This is a genomic window from Maricaulis sp., assembly GCF_048268525.1.
Taxonomy (GTDB): Bacteria; Pseudomonadota; Alphaproteobacteria; order Caulobacterales; family Maricaulaceae; genus Maricaulis.
Genome location: NZ_JBLWVH010000027.1, coordinates 32,127 through 47,973, shown reverse-complemented (window position 1 = coordinate 47,973; position 15,847 = coordinate 32,127). Strand labels below are relative to the sequence as shown.

The window sequence follows — 15,847 nt, the reverse complement described above, 5'->3', positions numbered from 1 at the left end:
CAACGGCGTGTGATCGGAGAGAACCGAGACCGGAATCTGGACAATCTTGGTCGTGCCCGGCGCGACGGTCTCGCCAGCGATCTCGAAATGGTCGCGTGTCATCCGGTACCGCGCGTCCTGGTCTTGCCGGCCTCGGCCGATTTCTCGATGAAATCCATGATCTTGTCGGCGACATCAACGCCGGTCGAGGCTTCAATGCCTTCCAGGCCCGGCGAGGAGTTCACTTCCATGATCAGCGGGCCATGATTGCCGCGCAGCATGTCGACACCGGCCACGTTCAGCCCCATCACCTTGGCGGCGCGCACGGCGGTCGAGCGCTCTTCCGGAGTCAGCTTGATCTTCGAGGCCGAGCCGCCGCGATGCAGGTTGGAACGGAAATCACCTTCGGCGCCCTGGCGCTTCATCGCCGCCACGACCTTGCCGCCGACCACGATGGTGCGGATATCGGCGCCACCGGCTTCCTTGATGAATTCCTGGACCAGGATATCAACCTTGGCGCCGCGGAAGGCCTCGATAACGGACTTGGCTGACCGGCGGGTTTCCGCCAGCACCACCCCAACGCCCTGGGTGCCTTCCAAAAGCTTGATCACCACCGGTTCGCCGCCGGCAATGTCGAGCACGTCATCGGTCATGGAGGTGTCATGGGCAAAGGCCGTCACCGGCAGGCCGAGACCGGCGCGGGAGAGGAGTTGCAACGAACGCAGCTTGTCGCGCGAGCGGCCGATGGCGACCGACTCGTTGAGCGCCCATACCCGCATCATCTCGAACTGGCGCACCACGGCCATGCCATAGCCGGTGATCGAGGCCCCGATCCGCGGGATGATCGCGTCATACCCACTCAGAACGCGGCCCTGATAGCGCACTTCGGGGCGATGCGAGGTGATGTTCATGTACATCTTGAGCGTATCGTAAATGTCGATCTCGTGTCCCCGCGCCTCGGCCGCTTCGACGAGTCTCTTGTGCGAGTACAGGTTCGGATTGCGGGCCAGCATGAGCAATTTCATCAGGACACTCTCCAGGGTGGCGGGAAGCGGTTGCCGGGAACGGGTATCACGAAACCCGCCGCAGCCTAAGCTGTGGTCGGGCAAAGAAAGGATTTTGACGGATTGACCAGCGCGCCGGGCTTCAAGGCGGTGCGACCGACCAGCATGCGAAATCCCATTTCATCCCGGCGCGTCAGCGTCAACTCGATTGGCCACACATAGGGGCCCATTCGCAGCGGGGTGTGGATGACATAGCGACGCTGTTCCTGCCCGTTCGAGCTCTTGACGAGGCGACTGTCATGGACCGGCGCTTCACAGGCGATCCGCGTCTTGTTGTCGTCCTGGTTGGGATGCAGCTCGAAACGGACCCAGCTGGCACCATCCTTCTCGAACGGCTGGATCTTCCACGCATGAATGGCGGACGTCCTGGCGCCGGTGTCGATCTTGGCCTTTACCCGCCCCCCCCCGAGCTCGGGCAAACACACCCATTCACGCCAGCCAACGACAATAGATGGCGCACCGGTCGGCCCGGACGATTTCGATTTTCGCTTTTGAACCATGGCGCTGGCATTCCTGACAGGACTTCAGCCCATGCAAGCACCCGGCATGATGAAAAGGCAAGCGGGACGTGCCGGTCCCGCCTGCCGATCCTGCGTCATGCGTCGGATCAGTCGCCGATCCAGAATGCCAGGCTGGCTGGCTGGCTGTCGCCATTCAGCGTCGCTGTGCCGGTCACAAGCGTGTCGACATAGTCGGCGCCGGTCTGCCACTCGGCCAGCGCACCGGCGACATAGCTGGCTTCAATCACCAGCGTGCCGAGATCCGGGTCCGAAGCCCGGATCACCACGCCATCATCGGTGATGGACGCGCTGTCGATGGTCATGGCGTAGAGCCGGAAATACGGTCCGTATTCATTCTCGCCGAGCTGGTCGGACGTGTCCTCCAAGGCCAGGCGCAGATAGGCCGGCTCGTCGCACTCCGGCATGGCCGGCCACAGCTCGATATTTTCCAGCACGATATCACCGAAGCGGATTTCGGAGTTGGCGATCAGATAGCCCGATTGCGTACCGGCAACAGTGTAGACAATGTTGTTGTCGATCGGGTCGATGATGACACTGCCTTCGTCATCATCGACGGCCCCAAGCGGATCAGCGGGAACCGTGTCGGCCAATGGCGCCGGGTCCGGCGTAACCGCTACGATATCGTCGACGACGGGTTGCGGTACTTCGACATCATTGCCGGCGCCCAGATACAGGCCACCCGCAAGCGCGCCAAGCGCGGCGATACTGATAATGTTCAACGTGGTTTTCATGTCTGCCCCCCTGCAAGACAAGGCAGAAGCTACACCGTCACCGCCGTGGCGAAAAGCGCATTCGCGTCAGGAGGGAGTGGCGGGCTTGCGCCGGGCGATCCAGATTTTCATGGTCAGCTGGCCGCTCGGATCATCCGGATGCAGCGAGGTCTGGTGGGCCAGTTCCAGGCCGGCATGACCGATCAGGTCGGCCATTTCCTCATCGGCAAACCCCAGGCGCCTGTGAAAATGATCCTCACGCAGGGTTTCCAGCTGATGCGGGGCAAAGTCGACGATGACCAGATTGCCGCCGGGCTTGAGTACGCGGGCGCACTCGTCGACCGCCAGCGCCGGGTCTTCCAGATAGTGCAACACCTGGTGCACCGTCACCAGGTCGGCGACGGCCGTGTCGAACGGCAAGGCACCGACATCGGCATGGCGCACCGAACAATGCTTGAGCCCGGCCGACTGAAGGTTCAGACGCGCCACATTGAGCATGGAGTGGTTGATATCGACCCCGATGCCGCGTTCGACGCGATCGGAGAACAGCTCCAGCACGCGGCCGGTACCGACGCCGACATCGATCATCAGATCAAAGGGCCCCGCCCCTGCCAGCTCGCGCATGGCGGCCTCGACCTTGTGATCGGCCAGATGCAACGAACGGATCGTGTCCCAGTCTTCGGCCACACTTTCAAAGTAAGCCTGCGCTGCCTGGGCGCGGGCCTGCTTGATGGCTTCTAGCCGCGACACGTCACGGGTCAGGACGGCGTCGTCCTCAGGCACGAGCTCATTGGCCATCTGGGCCAGCTTGCGACCGCCGCCCGCGTCGGTCAGGCGATAGAAGACATAAGCGCCCTCGGGCAGGCGCTCGGCCAGGCCGGCATCGGTCAGGAGTTTGAGGTGACGCGACACGCGCGGCTGGCTCTGACCGAGGATCGAGACAAGCTCCGACACCGTCAGCTCGCCTCGCGACAGGAGGGCGATGATCCGCAGGCGCGTCGGTTCGGCGAGCGCCTTGAGCTGTGTGACGAGAGCGTCCATGAAATCCCGGTTGAGAGATGCAGTTTGTGCCTTGCTTTTATCTGCATCCCCGCGAAGTTCAAACCAAGCCGTTCAGACTGGCTGTAAAGGAGTTTTTCGTGAGCCATCAGGATGTCATCATCGTGGGTGCCGGTCTGGCCGGAGTTGCCGCGGCGCATGCGCTGCGCCAGCGCGGGCACGACGTTCTGGTTCTTGATGCCCATGACGGCCCGGCCCGCGAAACCAGCTTCGCCAATGCCGGGGCGCTGACACCGTCCGAACCGGAACCCTGGAACGCGCCCGGCGTGCACTGGCAGTTGCTGGCCTCACTGGCCGACCCGCATTCGGCGATGAAGCTGCGCCTGGCGCCGCTTCCCGGCCTGGTCCCGTGGGGTCTGAAATTTCTCGCCAATTCAACACGCAAGCGGTATGAGGCCGCTTCACTCGCGAACTTCGCGCTGTCGCGCTACTCATTGGCCGAGACTCAGGCGGTGCGTGACGCTCACGAGCTGGACTTCGCCAATCTTGCGCGCGGCACGATGAAAGTCTGCCGCGATGCCCGGTCGCTGGAGCCGGACCGTCAGACCAGTCAGGCCCTGACCAATGCCGGACTGCGCTGGCAGTTGCTAGACCGGGCAGAAATGGTCGCGCATGAGCCGATGCTGGCGGACGTTGCCGGCGATCTCGCCGGAGCGATCTTTTATCCGGACGATGAAAGCGGTGACGCGCACCTGTTCACCAAGGCACTGGCCTCGGTTGCCACCGGTATTGGCGTGCGCTTTGAATACAAATCACCGGTCGACAGTCTGATCGACCGGGCCGGTCGCATCACCGGCGTGCGCACGCATACCGAGGAGATCGAGGCCGATCACGTCGTCCTCGCGACCGGCCATGCCTCGCGCCGACTGCTGGAGCCGCTGGGCCTGCACCTGCCGGTGCGTCCGGTGAAAGGCTACTCGCTCAGTCTCGACATGTCGCAACTGAACCAGCGCCCCGGCCTGCCGGTGGTAGACGAGCAGCTGCACGCCATCGTCTCGCCGCTGGGCGATACGCTGCGTATCGCCGGAACCGCGGAGTTCGCCGGTGAGGACCGGACCCTGCGCGGCGAGCGCGTCGACAATCTGCGCCTGTTGCTGGGTCGCCTCTACCCGGCTCTCGCCGACGCTCTGCTGGAAGGTGACAACAAGGCCTGGTGCGGCTTCCGACCGATGTCTGCCGATGGCCGTCCCTACATCGGCGAAACGCGCGCCCCCGGCCTCTGGCTCAATACCGGCCACGGCCATCTCGGCTGGACCCAGGCGATGGGGTCTGCCGGGCTGCTGGCCTCGCTGATGGCTGGTGAAGCCACGCCGGTACCGGCAGAGGCGTTTTCGGCGAAGCGCTTCTAGATATGTAAGCTGGTCTGAGCGGCGCCCGGCGCGAACGGTAAAACCGGAACGAGGGAAAGGAGACAGTTACGCCTGTCCCAACTCGGCGTCCCCACCCGCCTGTGTCCCTGCCCGGTCAAAGCGGGCGGCGAAACTTTCGCGCTGTAACGCACCTTCAAAGGCGCAGGCGGCGGCGAACAGATCGACCCCGATCTCTTCGAACACGTCCCGATAGACCGCACTGACCCGCGCCATATAGGTGGCGATGAGTGCAGCCTCGCGCCGGCCGTCCGCGGTCAGGCCCAGGGGCTTGCGACGCGCATCCGCCGGATCATCGCCGCGCCCGAGAAAGCCCAGCCTGTCCAGCGCCCGCGCGGTCTTGATCACTGCCGCATGGGTGACACCCAGCCGCTTCGCCAGCTCAGTCACGCTCTGATCACCATCCGCCAGCAGGGTCAGCATCGAGAAGGCCCGCACCGGAGCCCGGATGCCAGCAGCGTCGGCAGGTCCATTGCCAGCCTCCACCAAGCGGTCGACCAATTGCCCCAGAAGCAGCCCCATGAAGCCCGGCGCCATCTCCCCATGGAGCACGCTGTCGAGGTCTGGCGGCGGTGTTTTCACCATCGGATTTGCCCTTTATCGATTTTTCCGTTACCAGTAACGTAACTGGTAACATATATACACTGAGAGAGTTCATGACCAAAGTCCACAGCTGGATCGCCGCCCTCGCCCTGCTCGGCCTGACGGCCTGCGCCAACGCCCAGCAACTGTCCGCCGAGGCGCTCGGCGCCGATGTCGAGGCGTGGGAAGACTGGCTGTTCGCAACCCACCCGCAGCCGGAATTCTCGATGGATGTCGACGCCGTGCGCGCCGGGTTTGCCCAGGTCGGCGACGGCTTGAACGGTCGCTACAGCCGCCGCGAGGCCTGGCTGGCCCTGTCCGTCCTCAACCCGCTGTTCGCCGATGGCCATGTTGCGTTGCGCCTGCCGACCGCGGACTACGAGGCCTGGCTGGCTGATGGCGGGGCTGAGTTCACCCTCCCGGTCCGGATTTCCGGCACCCGCCTGTTCGTCAGCGACGGCGTCGCGGCAAGCAGTCAGGTCGCAGCGGGCACTGAAATCCTGACAATCAACAACCAGCCGGTCGCCCCGCTCCTGGCCCAGGCGATGGCCCGCGCCCACGGGGACACGCCCGGCCTTCAGACCTACATCGTGGAAACCCGCTTCTCGCAATATCTCTGGGCCATCACCGGCGGTGCCGGTGATTGGCTGATCGAGATTGTCGCCCCGGACGGACGGACAGGTCGGATCCACCTTGATCCCGAGCGCGACCACGCCAACGCGACCCCGGAGCTCTGGTCATTGCGCCATGAAAGTGACGCGGCCATCCTCACCCTGAACACGTTCGCGCCAACGCATGAAACCGCCTTCAAGGCCTTCATCGACGAGGCGTTCGCAGAGATTGCGGCACGCGGCACGCAGATCCTGGTGATCGACGTCAGCCGGAATGGCGGCGGTGCCCACCAACTGTCCGACCACCTCCTCGCCTATCTCACGGACCAGCGCCACACGCCACTCTCGGCCGTCACCGCCCGCATCACAGCCGAGAACCAGGCCCTCATTCCCGGCTCGCAGATCGGACAGGTCATCTCCACCCCGTTTGCCCAATGGGTCGAACCGCCCGCCGACCTGCCAAACCGCTTCACCGACCGCGCCGCCTTGCTGGTCGGACCGGGCACCTATTCACAAGCCATCGTGCTGGCCGCCACGGTCCAGGATTTCGACATCGCCCCGGTCGCCGGGCCGGGCACGGAGGGCCGCGCCAACTCGACCGGCCAGGTCCAGCTCTTCAACCTGCCCAACAGCGGTCTTCAAGCGGCAGCCCCGATCTATGTCTTCACCCGCGCCTCCGGCGACGCGTCGAGTGCACCGGTCAGGCCGGACATTCCCCTCACCGGCGCGAGGTACGGCCAGATCAGCGCCCTGATTGCGCATTTGTCGACCCGGGACTGAAACAAAAAGGGCCTGACGATCACGTCAGGCCCTTTTGCCATTCAGCAGAGTCCGAGATCGAGCCTAGCGCCCGAACTTCTGGAACTTGATCTTCTTGGGCATGTCGGCGTCCGGACCGAGCCGGCGCTTCTTGTCCTCGATATAGTCTTCGAAATTGCCCTCGAACCATTCGACATGGCTGTCGCCTTCAAAGGCGAGGATGTGGGTGGCCAGACGGTCGAGGAAGAAACGGTCGTGCGAGATGACCACGGCACAGCCCGGATAGGCTTCCAGCGCCTGTTCCAGCGCCGCCAGGGTTTCCACGTCGAGATCGTTGGTCGGCTCATCGAGCAGCAAGAGGTTGCCGCCGGTCTGCAGCATCTTGGCGAGGTGGACGCGGTTGCGCTCACCGCCGGACAGCAGACCGACCTTCTTTTGCTGGTCGCCGCCCTTGAAGTTGAACGTGCCGACATAGGCGCGCGACGGAATTTCCTTGCCGCCCAGCTCGATCATGTCATTGCCGCCGGAGATTTCCTGCCAGACCGTCTTGTTCGGGTCGAGCGTGTCACGCGACTGGTCGACATAGCCCAGCTTGACCGTCTCACCGAGACGGATGGTGCCCTCGTCCGGGGTTTCCTGGCCGGTGATCATCTTGAACAGGGTGGATTTACCGGCACCGTTCGGACCGATCACGCCGACCACACCGCCCGGCGGCAGCTTGAAGGACAGACCGTCGATCAGGAGCTTGTCCTCGAAACCCTTTTTGAGGTTCTCGACCTCGACCACGACACCGCCCAGGCGCGGCCCCGGCGGGATGGTGATCTGGGCCGTGGTGATCTCGGCGCGTTCAGCCGCGTCACGCAGATCCTCATAGGATTTGATACGGGCCTTGGATTTGGCCTGACGGGCTTTCGGCGAGGAGCGGATCCATTCCAGTTCGCGCATCAGGGCGCGATCCTTGGCGCTCTTTTCGCGGTCTTCCTGGGCCAGGCGCTTGGATTTCTGCTCCAGCCAGGCCGAATAGCCGCCCTCATAGGGCACGCCGCGGCCGCGATCGAGCTCGAGCGTCCAGGTGGTGATGCTATCGAGGAAATAACGGTCGTGGGTGACGACCAGGACGGCGCCCTTGAAGTCTTCCAGATAGTTCTGCAGCCACTGCACACTCTCGGCGTCGAGATGGTTGGTCGGCTCATCGAGCAGCAGCATGTGCGGGTCGGACAGCAAGAGGCGGCACAGGGCGACGCGGCGACGCTCACCACCTGAAAGGTCGGTGACCGGCCAGTCGGCGGGCGGGCAGCGCAGGGCTGTCATCGCCATCTCGATCTTGCTATCGATGTCCCAGGCATTCTCGTTGTCGATGCGCTCCTGAAGCGCCGTCATCTCTTCCATCAGCTCGTCGGTATAGTCTTCCGCGAGCTTCATCGAGATGGCGTTGAATTCTTCCAGCAACTGTTTCGGCGCCGAACCCTCGATCACGTTTTCCCAGACCGTCTTGTTCTCGTCGAGCTGCGGTTCCTGGGCGAGATAGCCGACCTTCACACCCTTTTCGGCCCAGGCCTCACCGGAGAACTCGGTGTCCATGCCGGCCATGATCTTCAGCAGGGTGGATTTACCGGCACCATTGACGCCGACAACACCGATTTTGGCATCGGGCAGGAAGTGCAGGGAAATGCCGTCAAAGACGGGCTTGGCAGCGCCCGGATAGGTCTTCGACAGCTTGTCCATGTGATAGACGAATTTGTAAGCGGCCATGGGGGAGAGGCTCTCTTGTCTGGCAGGGAATCTTGAGCCGCACCGTGTAGCGGAGTGAGGCTGCAAGGGCAATGCAGGAAAGGTGTGGGGGATTGTCGCCAGGCGACCGGGCACAGCCCCCAAGCCTGCCGTTGACGCCTGAGCGCGTCGGGCGCGCTTCCTCCACTCGAACCACCGTCATCCCACGGTGACCGCGCAGCGGGCATCCGGCGGACCTGCGCTTCTCCGTCGACAATTTTGCTTGGGTCCCCCGGATCGCGGCTTTGCCGCGACCGTGGGATGACGGTGAATTTGATAATTTATCCCCGCCCTGCGCTTCAAAAACCGTCATCCTGACGCAAGTCAGGACCCAGTCTCGCAAGTCGGCTTTCGCCAAGCATGGCAATAGCTTGCGTCGCAGTCTGGGTCCCGGCCTGCGCCGGGATGACGGTGTGTGGGGCGGAAAATCCCGAAAACTTATCCCCACCCCTTTGACCCCACCGCATAATCACCCCGTTCCCGCGTCACCTGAGGCCCGGATTGGTTATCCGGGGGCGTGGGGAGGACGGAGCTCGTCCGGTTGGGTGGAGTTGACCACCACCCGACCCGGCGTGGCCATCGATGGGACGGCAGCACAAAGCTCGACTGCTTTCTCCCATCGATTTCGAGACGGGGCCGGTAACGGTCTCGAGTAAATCTCCTTGTGCGAGGTGCCCCCGGCGCCACTCATACAACTCACATAGCAAGGCACCGGCAAGGCACCTCGCACCCCTCTACTGCCCAAAACGCCAGGCGTTCGCGCCATGGCGCGAATGGGCGCGTCACCCGTCTCGTCAACAGGTATGAGGTGAAGCCATGTCAGCTCGCCGCCCTGCCCGTATTTGGGGTTTTCCGATCTGGCGCTCACGCGCCTTTCAATCCGGGCGGGGCGGTTGCTGACTCAGCTCTGGCCCGCGAAAGCAGCCGCTTTTAAAATGAAGCCCACACCATCCAGGGAGTTTTCATGTCTGTTCGCCTTGCCAGCTTTCTGGCGGTCACAGCCGCCCTCGCCGCCTGCCAGCCCGCCAGTGAAGCCCCGGTCGAAGCCCCAGTCGAAGCGATCGAAACGGCCGAGCCGGCTCTCACGATCGAGCGCCTTTATGCCAGCCCCTCCCTGACCGGCGCCACACCGCGCTCGCTGACCTTCTCGCCGGACGGATCGCGTGTAACCTTCCTGCGGGCCAAGGAAGATGATGCCAGCGTACTCGATCTGTGGGCGATGAATATCGATGGCGGCGAACCGTACTTGCTGGTCGACAGCCAGGTCCTCGCCCCGGACGAACGCGCGCTCACCGAAGCGGAACGCCAGCTGCGCGAGCGGGCTCGTATCTCCTCGACCGGCATCGTGCGCTATGACTGGGACAGTCAGGGAGAAGCGATCCTCGTGCCGCTCGACGGTGATGTTTTCCATGTCGATGTCGAGACCGGTGAAGCGCGCCGCCTGATGGAAACGCCGGAATACGAGACCGATGCCCGCATCTCCCCGCGCGGCAATTTCGTGTCCTTCATCCGCGAGCAGAACCTCTACGTCATCGATCTGGAAAGCGGCGAAGAGACCGCCATCACCACGGAAGGCAGCGACCTGGTCTCCTTCGGCATGGCGGAGTTTGTCGCCCAGGAAGAGCTTGGACGCCGCACCGGTTACTGGTGGTCACCGGACGAGCAATACATCGCCCTCGCCCGCGTCGATGAAAGCCCGGTCGACAATATCCAGCGCATGGAAATCGCCGCCGACGGCTCCGCCCGGGTGGTCGATCAGCGCTATCCGCGTGCCGGCACTGACAATGCCACGGTCGAACTCTTCATCGCCGAGCGTGCGACGGGAACCCGCCGCCAGGTCGAGCTGGCGGAAACGGACGACATCTACCTCGCCCGCGTCAATTGGGCCTCCGACAGCGCCACGGCCTATGTCCAGGTGCTCAACCGGATGCAGGACCAGCTCACCATCCTGGCCGCAGATGCGGCGACCGGCGAGGCCGCACCCTGGCTGGTTGAAAACACCGATATCTGGATCAACCTGACCAATGATTTCCGCGCCCTGTCTGATGGCTCGGTCCTGTGGACCAGCGAGGACACGCCGGGTGGTTTCCGTCACATCCAGCACCGCGCCAGCGATGGCAGCCTGATCACGCAGGTCACGTACGGCGAATGGGTGGTCGACCATATCGATGCCGTCGATCGAGAGGCCGGCCTGGTCTATTTCACCGGCTGGATCGAGACGCCGCTGGAACGGCACATCTATTCGGTACCCCTGGACGGCTCGGCCGCTCCGACGCGGATCACGTCGGGTGATGGTCGCTGGTCGGCCCGCTTCGGACGTGATGCGACACGTTTCATCGGCACCTTTTCCGACCCGCAAACCCCGCCGCAGACCGCCCTCTATGCGGTCGATGGGAGCCGCATCCGCTGGATCGAGGAAAACGCCCTGATCGAGGGACATCCCTATTTTCCATATCTCGACGATCACATCACGCCGGAGTACGGCACGCTGACGGCCGCAGACGGGACCGAGCTGCACTACCAGATCTTCCTGCCGGCCGACTTTGATCCGAACCGGCAATACCCGGCGATCCAGTATCTTTATGGCGGCCCGCACAGCCAGCAGGTCCACCGCGGCTGGCAATCGATGCGGGCGCAGATGTTCGCCCAGCGCGGCTATGTCTATTTCACCATCGACAACCGCGGCTCATGGAATCGCGGACGTGAATTCGAGGGGCAGTTGCGCCATCGCATGGGCTCGGTCGAGGTCGAAGACCAGTTGGTCGGGCTGGACTATCTCAAGAGCCTCGACTTCGTTGACGCCGACCGGGTCGGCATCTGGGGCTGGTCCTATGGCGGCTACATGACGTTGATGGCGACCTTGCAGGCGCCGAGCGCCTGGGCAGCGGGCGTGGCCGGCGCACCGGTCACCGACTGGACGCTTTATGACACCGCCTATACCGAGCGCTACATGGGTCACCCGGACGCCAATTTCGACGGCTATGAGCAATCCTCCGTCTTCGCCAATCTGGATAGTTACGAGACCCCGCTCCTGCTGATCCACGGCATGGCCGACGACAATGTCATCTTCGCCAATTCGGTCCGGCTCTATTCGGAACTCCAGCAACAACGCGCCGATTTCGAGATGATGACCTATCCCGGCCAGCGCCACGGCGTACGCGGGGAGGACCGCTCGGTGCATCTGTGGACGATGATCGTGGATTATTTTGACCGGAAGCTGAAGGGCGTCGATTGAGGATCAGTCCCTTAAAACACCACCCAGCGATCGGCTTCGTCGCGCATGCGCTGGCGGCGCGGTTTCCAGTCCGGCATGAGACTTTCCACCACGCGCCAATAGGCGGGTGAGTGGTTGGCCTCGACCAGATGGGCGGCTTCGTGGGCGCAGACATAGTCGATCAGGTCTTCGGGAAAGCCCATCAGGCGCCAGTTGAGCCGGATCGTCCCGTCCGGGGCGCACGAGCCCCAGCGGCGTTTCTGGTCACGGACAATGACCTTGCGGACCGGGCGGTCGAGCCTGGCGGCATAATGCTCAACGCGGGGCGTCATCAGCGCCTCGCCCTCGCGCTTGTAAAAGCGCTGCAGGGCCTGGCCCAGCGTGCGTTGGCGCAGCTCACCGGCAAGGTCCGGGTCGTGCCGGACGATCAGGGTCCCGCTATCACGGCGCACGGTTGTTCTCACGCCTTCACCGCGCAATTCCAGGCAAAGCTCATTGCCAAGCCAGGGCAGAGCCTCGCCGGTCTCAAAGGCCAATTCACGCGGCGCCGGACGTTTGGCCCAGGCGTCCAGCTTGGCGAGAATCCAGCCGGCCTTGCTCTCCAGCCCGCGCCGGATCTCGCGCTCGCTCGCCCGTTTCGGCGCTGCCACGGTCAGCCCGTCGCGGGAGATGGTGAAACCGATCGTGCGCCGGGCCGACCGGCGAAGCGTGAAATCGACGACACGCCCGTCCAGCTCGATTGTATGATCCGTCATGAAATCGCGGCACCCGGTATCAGCCCTTCAACGCCAAATCGGCGGATCAGGCAGAGTTGCTCCACGACCTCAGCATCGCTCAGACGCGTTCGATCATCCAGCCACCAATCCAGCAGATGGAAGACGGCACCGACCTCGCAGCGGGCGGTGGCCTCAGGATCCAGATCCGAACGGGCCCAGCCATCACGCTGTCCCGCCTGCAATTCGGTGACACGGATTCCGGCGATCGCATCGACCACTTCGCGCTGCATCGGGTCGGAGCCGGCGCCGCGGCTCAACAGCAGGCGGAACAGCGCGCCAAACTCGCCAGCAAACGCGACCACGCCCTCCATCGCGGCGCGATCCTTGACCTCGCGCGAGCCGGGCGTCTGCTGGGCGATGGCCAGTCCGGCCAGTACCAAATCCTTGCCGGCCCGCATCACCTCGATGAACAGCGCCTCCTTGTCGGGGAAGTGGGTGTAAAGCGTGCCCATGGCGACACCCGCCTCGCGGGCAATGTCGCCGATGCGGGCACCTTCAATGCCCTTGGCGGCGAACACGACGCTGCCGGCCCGGACCAGCTTGGCCCGGGTCTCGTCCTTTTGTTCGCGCCGTCCTTTCGCCAAATCACTACTCCACACGCAAATCACGTTGGCTGAAAATATATTCATTGAATAAACATTCAGCAAATGTATTCTGTCCCCGAGAACGGACGGGAGGACGCGATGCGGATTCTGGTACTTGTGGCAAGCTTGATGACTGCGCTGGCAATGGCTGCGCCGGCTGACGCCAATTGCCGCTGGCAGGTCTCCACGCGCCTGGTCGGGCACCAGCCCGCCGTTGGAAATTTCGCCGCCCGCTCCTGGCCTTTGGGAGCGCTGGCTACCCGGGTCCAGGCCCGCACACCCGGCGGTCTGTGGAACAGCATCAACTGGCCGGAGACCGCCTCCGACGCCAACGGGTTTGTCGAGATCACCTCGGCCATCGCATTTGCGGACCCTGACTGCCAGACGGCACGCGAGTTTCGCGTCCAGGTCCGCAGCTTCCACACAGGCATGAACTGGCGAACCGTGCACCAACAGTCCACGTCCGGGCACGCCGACCATATCGGCCTGTTCAACCCGGCTCCGGTTCACACCGTCACCATCGGCAATCTGGTTCTGGACGGGGAATTCCGCGGCGGCGGCGTGATCTTCATCGAGAATATCGGCGAGCCGCCGGTGACCTGGACCAGTGCCGGCGACAACGACGACGCTGAACAGCCGAATGATGACGGGGCCAATGGCGACCAGGAACACGGCGATGATGAACACCCCGGCCTGCCGGTCGCCACCATCCAGGACGACCCCTGCCATGTGTACCGCCTGCCCATCGATCTCGATATCGAGTTCCGCTTTGGCCAGATGCCGGCCGCTCCCGGCCCGTTATCACCCGACATGGCCCTGCGGGTCGAGACCCGGGCCAATGGTGCCGGCGCGATGACGCTGAACCGGCTGACCAATCATATCCGGGTGGAGAATGCCGGCAGCCGCGACTTCCATGCCCTGCACCGCTGCCCGGTCGAAGTACATCTGAGCCTCAATGAAGGCCCCGGCCAGCGCGGCGGGGACGGCTGGTCCACACCCTATGTCGTCCGTGTCCCCGACCTTGCAGCCAATGTCGTCGAACCGATCGACATCAATGCCAACCTGCTCGGCGCCGGTGACGATCTGGAGGGTGAATGGGGTCAGGACTACGAGTATGTGCTGATCGCGGTCACGCTCGACGCCACCAACCGTATCCGCGAAACGGCGGAGGGCGATAACCGCATCGTCCATTGCTACCACGCCCCGTCCAACAGTTTCGCCGCCATGTCCCAATGCCAAGGAGGATGACCATGATCCGCGCCATCGCCGCCTGCCTGACCCTCGCCCTCATCCTCGTCGGCACCGCGACCGCCGTTCTGGCCCAGGAGCGCGTCGAGGGACACCCGCTGGTCACTCCCTATGAAGGCTCGACCGGAGACGGTGAGTTCTGGCGGTTCGACGAATACGCCCTGATCACCGGCTTTGATTTCGACGCCCGCGCCGCCATCACAATGCCGGTGCAGGGGCGGGTCACCAAGCTGGACTATGACAATCCCGACGATCGCTCGGAGCTGGAGATCTTCACCAATTATCGCGAAGCCCTGGACGCCGCCGGCTACCAGCCGATCTGGTCCTGCGCCCGCGACGGATCGTGCACCACCGGTTCGACGCGCAACGCCTTTTACCAGGCCAATGGAATGCGGGCGATCAACGGCCCCAACTCACACTATACCGCCGGTACGCTGAGCTTTGACGGTCACCTCGCCTATGTCGCCATCGGTGTCGGCCGTCACACCACCTCGATCGTCATTGTCGAGACCGACGAGATGGACCGCGGCATGGTCACCATCTCCGCCGAAGCCCTCGCCGCCGGGCTGGACGCCGATGGTCACGTCCGTGTCGATGGTCTGCTATTCGCTCATGACAGCGACGTCCTGCTGCCTGAGTCGGCAACGGCGCTGACCGCCCTGCGCGACCTCCTGACCGAGCGGTCGGGTCTGTCGCTCTACGTGGTTGGCCACACCGACATGTCCGGATCGCTGACCTACAACATGTCGCTCTCGGAACGCCGCGCCGCCGCCGTGATCGCGGCCCTGGTCGAGGATTACGGGATCGCCGGAGCCAGGCTGGAAGCGGCCGGCGTCGGCCCTCTTGCCCCGGAAGCCAGCAATGCTTCAGACGATGGCCGGGCACTCAACCGGCGCGTCGAAATAGTGGCCCGCTAGCGGCGCCACAACACAACATCCCGCACGCCGCCCATCAGCGCGGACCCCAAACGGGCGGGACAGGGTGGTCGCGTCATGCCCAAACCCAAGACGGCGCGACCACCCGTACTTTTTTTTCAAGCCAGAAGCCGCGCTCAGTCGAGGGTCAGCAATTCGCCGCAAATGGCCTCGAGCCCGGCCTGGTCATCCGCATCGAACGCCCCGAACTCTGTGGAGTCGATGTCCAGCACGGCAACCAGCTGGCCGGCCGAATCGCGTACCGGCACAACGATTTCCGAGTTGGACCGGCTGTCACAGGCAATGTGGCCCGGAAAGGCGTGCACATCCTCAACCAGCTGGGTCTCGCCGGTCGCTGCCGCCGCGCCGCAGACACCGCGACCGAAAGGAATGCGCAGACAGCCCATCGTGCCCTGATAGGGGCCAACAACGAGTTCGGTCGGCTTGGCCGGATCGACTTCGTAGAAGCCGGTCCAGAAAAAGCGCTCGCCGAACATCTCGCGCAGGAGACAACTGGCGGTCGCCAGACGCGCCGTGCGACTGGTCTCGCCGGCGATCACGGCGGCGATCTGCTTGCGCACATCCTGATAATCGGCGGCTTTTGAACTCATTGGATCATCCCTTGCTGACTTCCGGGAAGATCGGAGCGTGGCGACGAAGGTTCAAGGGGTGTCGGCAGCACAACCGCC

General features: G+C 63.8%; 14 protein-coding genes. 5 read left to right on the top strand and 9 right to left on the bottom strand.

The features are described 5' to 3' along the window. Positions 1-98 precede the first annotated feature (98 nt). The 4 genes from rimK to ACN0X9_RS13060 all read right to left on the bottom strand — a co-directional run bounded on the left by rimK (position 99) and on the right by ACN0X9_RS13060 (position 3,315). Positions 99-1,004, bottom strand: coding sequence for a 30S ribosomal protein S6--L-glutamate ligase (rimK, locus tag ACN0X9_RS13075; RefSeq protein WP_417488007.1), 906 nt, complete (start codon positions 1,002-1,004; stop codon positions 99-101). Between the two features lie 65 nt (positions 1,005-1,069). Beyond that, complete coding sequence (locus tag ACN0X9_RS13070; RefSeq protein ID WP_417488006.1) at positions 1,070-1,543, bottom strand: ATP-dependent zinc protease; 474 nt, start codon at positions 1,541-1,543, stop codon at positions 1,070-1,072. Between the two features lie 107 nt (positions 1,544-1,650). Further along, positions 1,651-2,295 carry a hypothetical protein gene (locus ACN0X9_RS13065; RefSeq protein ID WP_417488005.1) on the bottom strand — a complete coding sequence of 215 codons (645 nt, stop codon included), beginning with the start codon at positions 2,293-2,295 and terminating at the stop codon, positions 1,651-1,653. Positions 2,296-2,361: 66 nt separating this feature from the next. Continuing rightward, entirely contained in the window at positions 2,362-3,315 is a 954-nt protein-coding gene (locus tag ACN0X9_RS13060) for an ArsR/SmtB family transcription factor (protein ID WP_417488004.1), read from the bottom strand. A 98-nt stretch (positions 3,316-3,413) separates the two neighbouring features. On the opposite strand from ACN0X9_RS13060, the gene ACN0X9_RS13055 reads away from it, so the two are divergent. Next, positions 3,414-4,682, top strand: coding sequence for a D-amino acid dehydrogenase (locus ACN0X9_RS13055; protein WP_417488003.1), 1,269 nt, complete (start codon positions 3,414-3,416; stop codon positions 4,680-4,682). Between the two features lie 66 nt (positions 4,683-4,748). On the opposite strand, the gene ACN0X9_RS13050 is transcribed toward ACN0X9_RS13055, so the two are convergent. After that, entirely contained in the window at positions 4,749-5,285 is a 537-nt protein-coding gene (locus ACN0X9_RS13050) for a MarR family winged helix-turn-helix transcriptional regulator (RefSeq protein WP_417488002.1), read from the bottom strand. A gap of 71 nt (positions 5,286-5,356) precedes the next feature. On the opposite strand from ACN0X9_RS13050, the gene ACN0X9_RS13045 reads away from it, so the two are divergent. Further along, on the top strand, positions 5,357-6,673 hold the full coding sequence (locus ACN0X9_RS13045; protein ID WP_417488001.1) for a S41 family peptidase: 1,317 nt from the start codon (positions 5,357-5,359) through the stop codon (positions 6,671-6,673). Positions 6,674-6,736: 63 nt separating this feature from the next. On the opposite strand, the gene ettA is transcribed toward ACN0X9_RS13045, so the two are convergent. Then, on the bottom strand, positions 6,737-8,404 hold the full coding sequence (ettA, locus tag ACN0X9_RS13040) for an energy-dependent translational throttle protein EttA (protein ID WP_417488000.1): 1,668 nt from the start codon (positions 8,402-8,404) through the stop codon (positions 6,737-6,739). Positions 8,405-9,386: 982 nt separating this feature from the next. On the opposite strand from ettA, the gene ACN0X9_RS13035 reads away from it, so the two are divergent. Continuing rightward, a complete protein-coding gene (locus ACN0X9_RS13035; RefSeq protein WP_417487999.1) occupies positions 9,387-11,657 on the top strand; it encodes a DPP IV N-terminal domain-containing protein in 2,271 nt (756 codons plus the stop codon). An 11-nt stretch (positions 11,658-11,668) separates the two neighbouring features. On the opposite strand, the gene ACN0X9_RS13030 is transcribed toward ACN0X9_RS13035, so the two are convergent. Both ACN0X9_RS13030 and ACN0X9_RS13025 read right to left on the bottom strand, forming a co-directional pair. Next, entirely contained in the window at positions 11,669-12,391 is a 723-nt protein-coding gene (locus ACN0X9_RS13030) for a M48 family metallopeptidase (RefSeq protein ID WP_417487998.1), read from the bottom strand. After that, positions 12,388-12,996 carry a TetR/AcrR family transcriptional regulator gene (locus ACN0X9_RS13025; protein WP_417487997.1) on the bottom strand — a complete coding sequence of 203 codons (609 nt, stop codon included), beginning with the start codon at positions 12,994-12,996 and terminating at the stop codon, positions 12,388-12,390. Before ACN0X9_RS13025 ends, ACN0X9_RS13030 begins: the two co-directional genes overlap by 4 nt. 99 nt (positions 12,997-13,095) lie before the next feature. On the opposite strand from ACN0X9_RS13025, the gene ACN0X9_RS13020 reads away from it, so the two are divergent. Together ACN0X9_RS13020 and ACN0X9_RS13015 are read left to right on the top strand one after the other, a co-directional pair. Next, positions 13,096-14,244 (top strand): hypothetical protein, encoded by a 1,149-nt coding sequence (locus ACN0X9_RS13020; RefSeq protein ID WP_417487996.1) that lies wholly within the window; start codon positions 13,096-13,098, stop codon positions 14,242-14,244. A 2-nt stretch (positions 14,245-14,246) separates the two neighbouring features. Then, a complete protein-coding gene (locus tag ACN0X9_RS13015) occupies positions 14,247-15,161 on the top strand; it encodes an OmpA family protein (protein ID WP_417487995.1) in 915 nt (304 codons plus the stop codon). 134 nt (positions 15,162-15,295) lie between these two features. On the opposite strand, the gene ACN0X9_RS13010 is transcribed toward ACN0X9_RS13015, so the two are convergent. After that, a complete protein-coding gene (locus tag ACN0X9_RS13010) occupies positions 15,296-15,769 on the bottom strand; it encodes a GAF domain-containing protein (RefSeq protein WP_417487994.1) in 474 nt (157 codons plus the stop codon). Between the last annotated feature and the right edge of the window lie 78 nt (positions 15,770-15,847).

Coding starts and splice junctions, on each gene's coding strand:
- rimK (WP_417488007.1), bottom strand. CDS start 1,004: ATGAAATTGCTCATGCTGGCCCGCAATCCGAACCTGTACTCGCACAAG.
- ACN0X9_RS13070 (WP_417488006.1), bottom strand. CDS start 1,543: ATGGTTCAAAAGCGAAAATCGAAATCGTCCGGGCCGACCGGTGCGCCA.
- ACN0X9_RS13065 (WP_417488005.1), bottom strand. CDS start 2,295: ATGAAAACCACGTTGAACATTATCAGTATCGCCGCGCTTGGCGCGCTT.
- ACN0X9_RS13060 (WP_417488004.1), bottom strand. CDS start 3,315: ATGGACGCTCTCGTCACACAGCTCAAGGCGCTCGCCGAACCGACGCGC.
- ACN0X9_RS13050 (WP_417488002.1), bottom strand. CDS start 5,285: ATGGTGAAAACACCGCCGCCAGACCTCGACAGCGTGCTCCATGGGGAG.
- ACN0X9_RS13045 (WP_417488001.1), top strand. CDS start 5,357: ATGACCAAAGTCCACAGCTGGATCGCCGCCCTCGCCCTGCTCGGCCTG.
- ettA (WP_417488000.1), bottom strand. CDS start 8,404: ATGGCCGCTTACAAATTCGTCTATCACATGGACAAGCTGTCGAAGACC.
- ACN0X9_RS13035 (WP_417487999.1), top strand. CDS start 9,387: ATGTCTGTTCGCCTTGCCAGCTTTCTGGCGGTCACAGCCGCCCTCGCC.
- ACN0X9_RS13030 (WP_417487998.1), bottom strand. CDS start 12,391: ATGACGGATCATACAATCGAGCTGGACGGGCGTGTCGTCGATTTCACG.
- ACN0X9_RS13020 (WP_417487996.1), top strand. CDS start 13,096: ATGCGGATTCTGGTACTTGTGGCAAGCTTGATGACTGCGCTGGCAATG.
- ACN0X9_RS13015 (WP_417487995.1), top strand. CDS start 14,247: ATGATCCGCGCCATCGCCGCCTGCCTGACCCTCGCCCTCATCCTCGTC.
- ACN0X9_RS13010 (WP_417487994.1), bottom strand. CDS start 15,769: ATGAGTTCAAAAGCCGCCGATTATCAGGATGTGCGCAAGCAGATCGCC.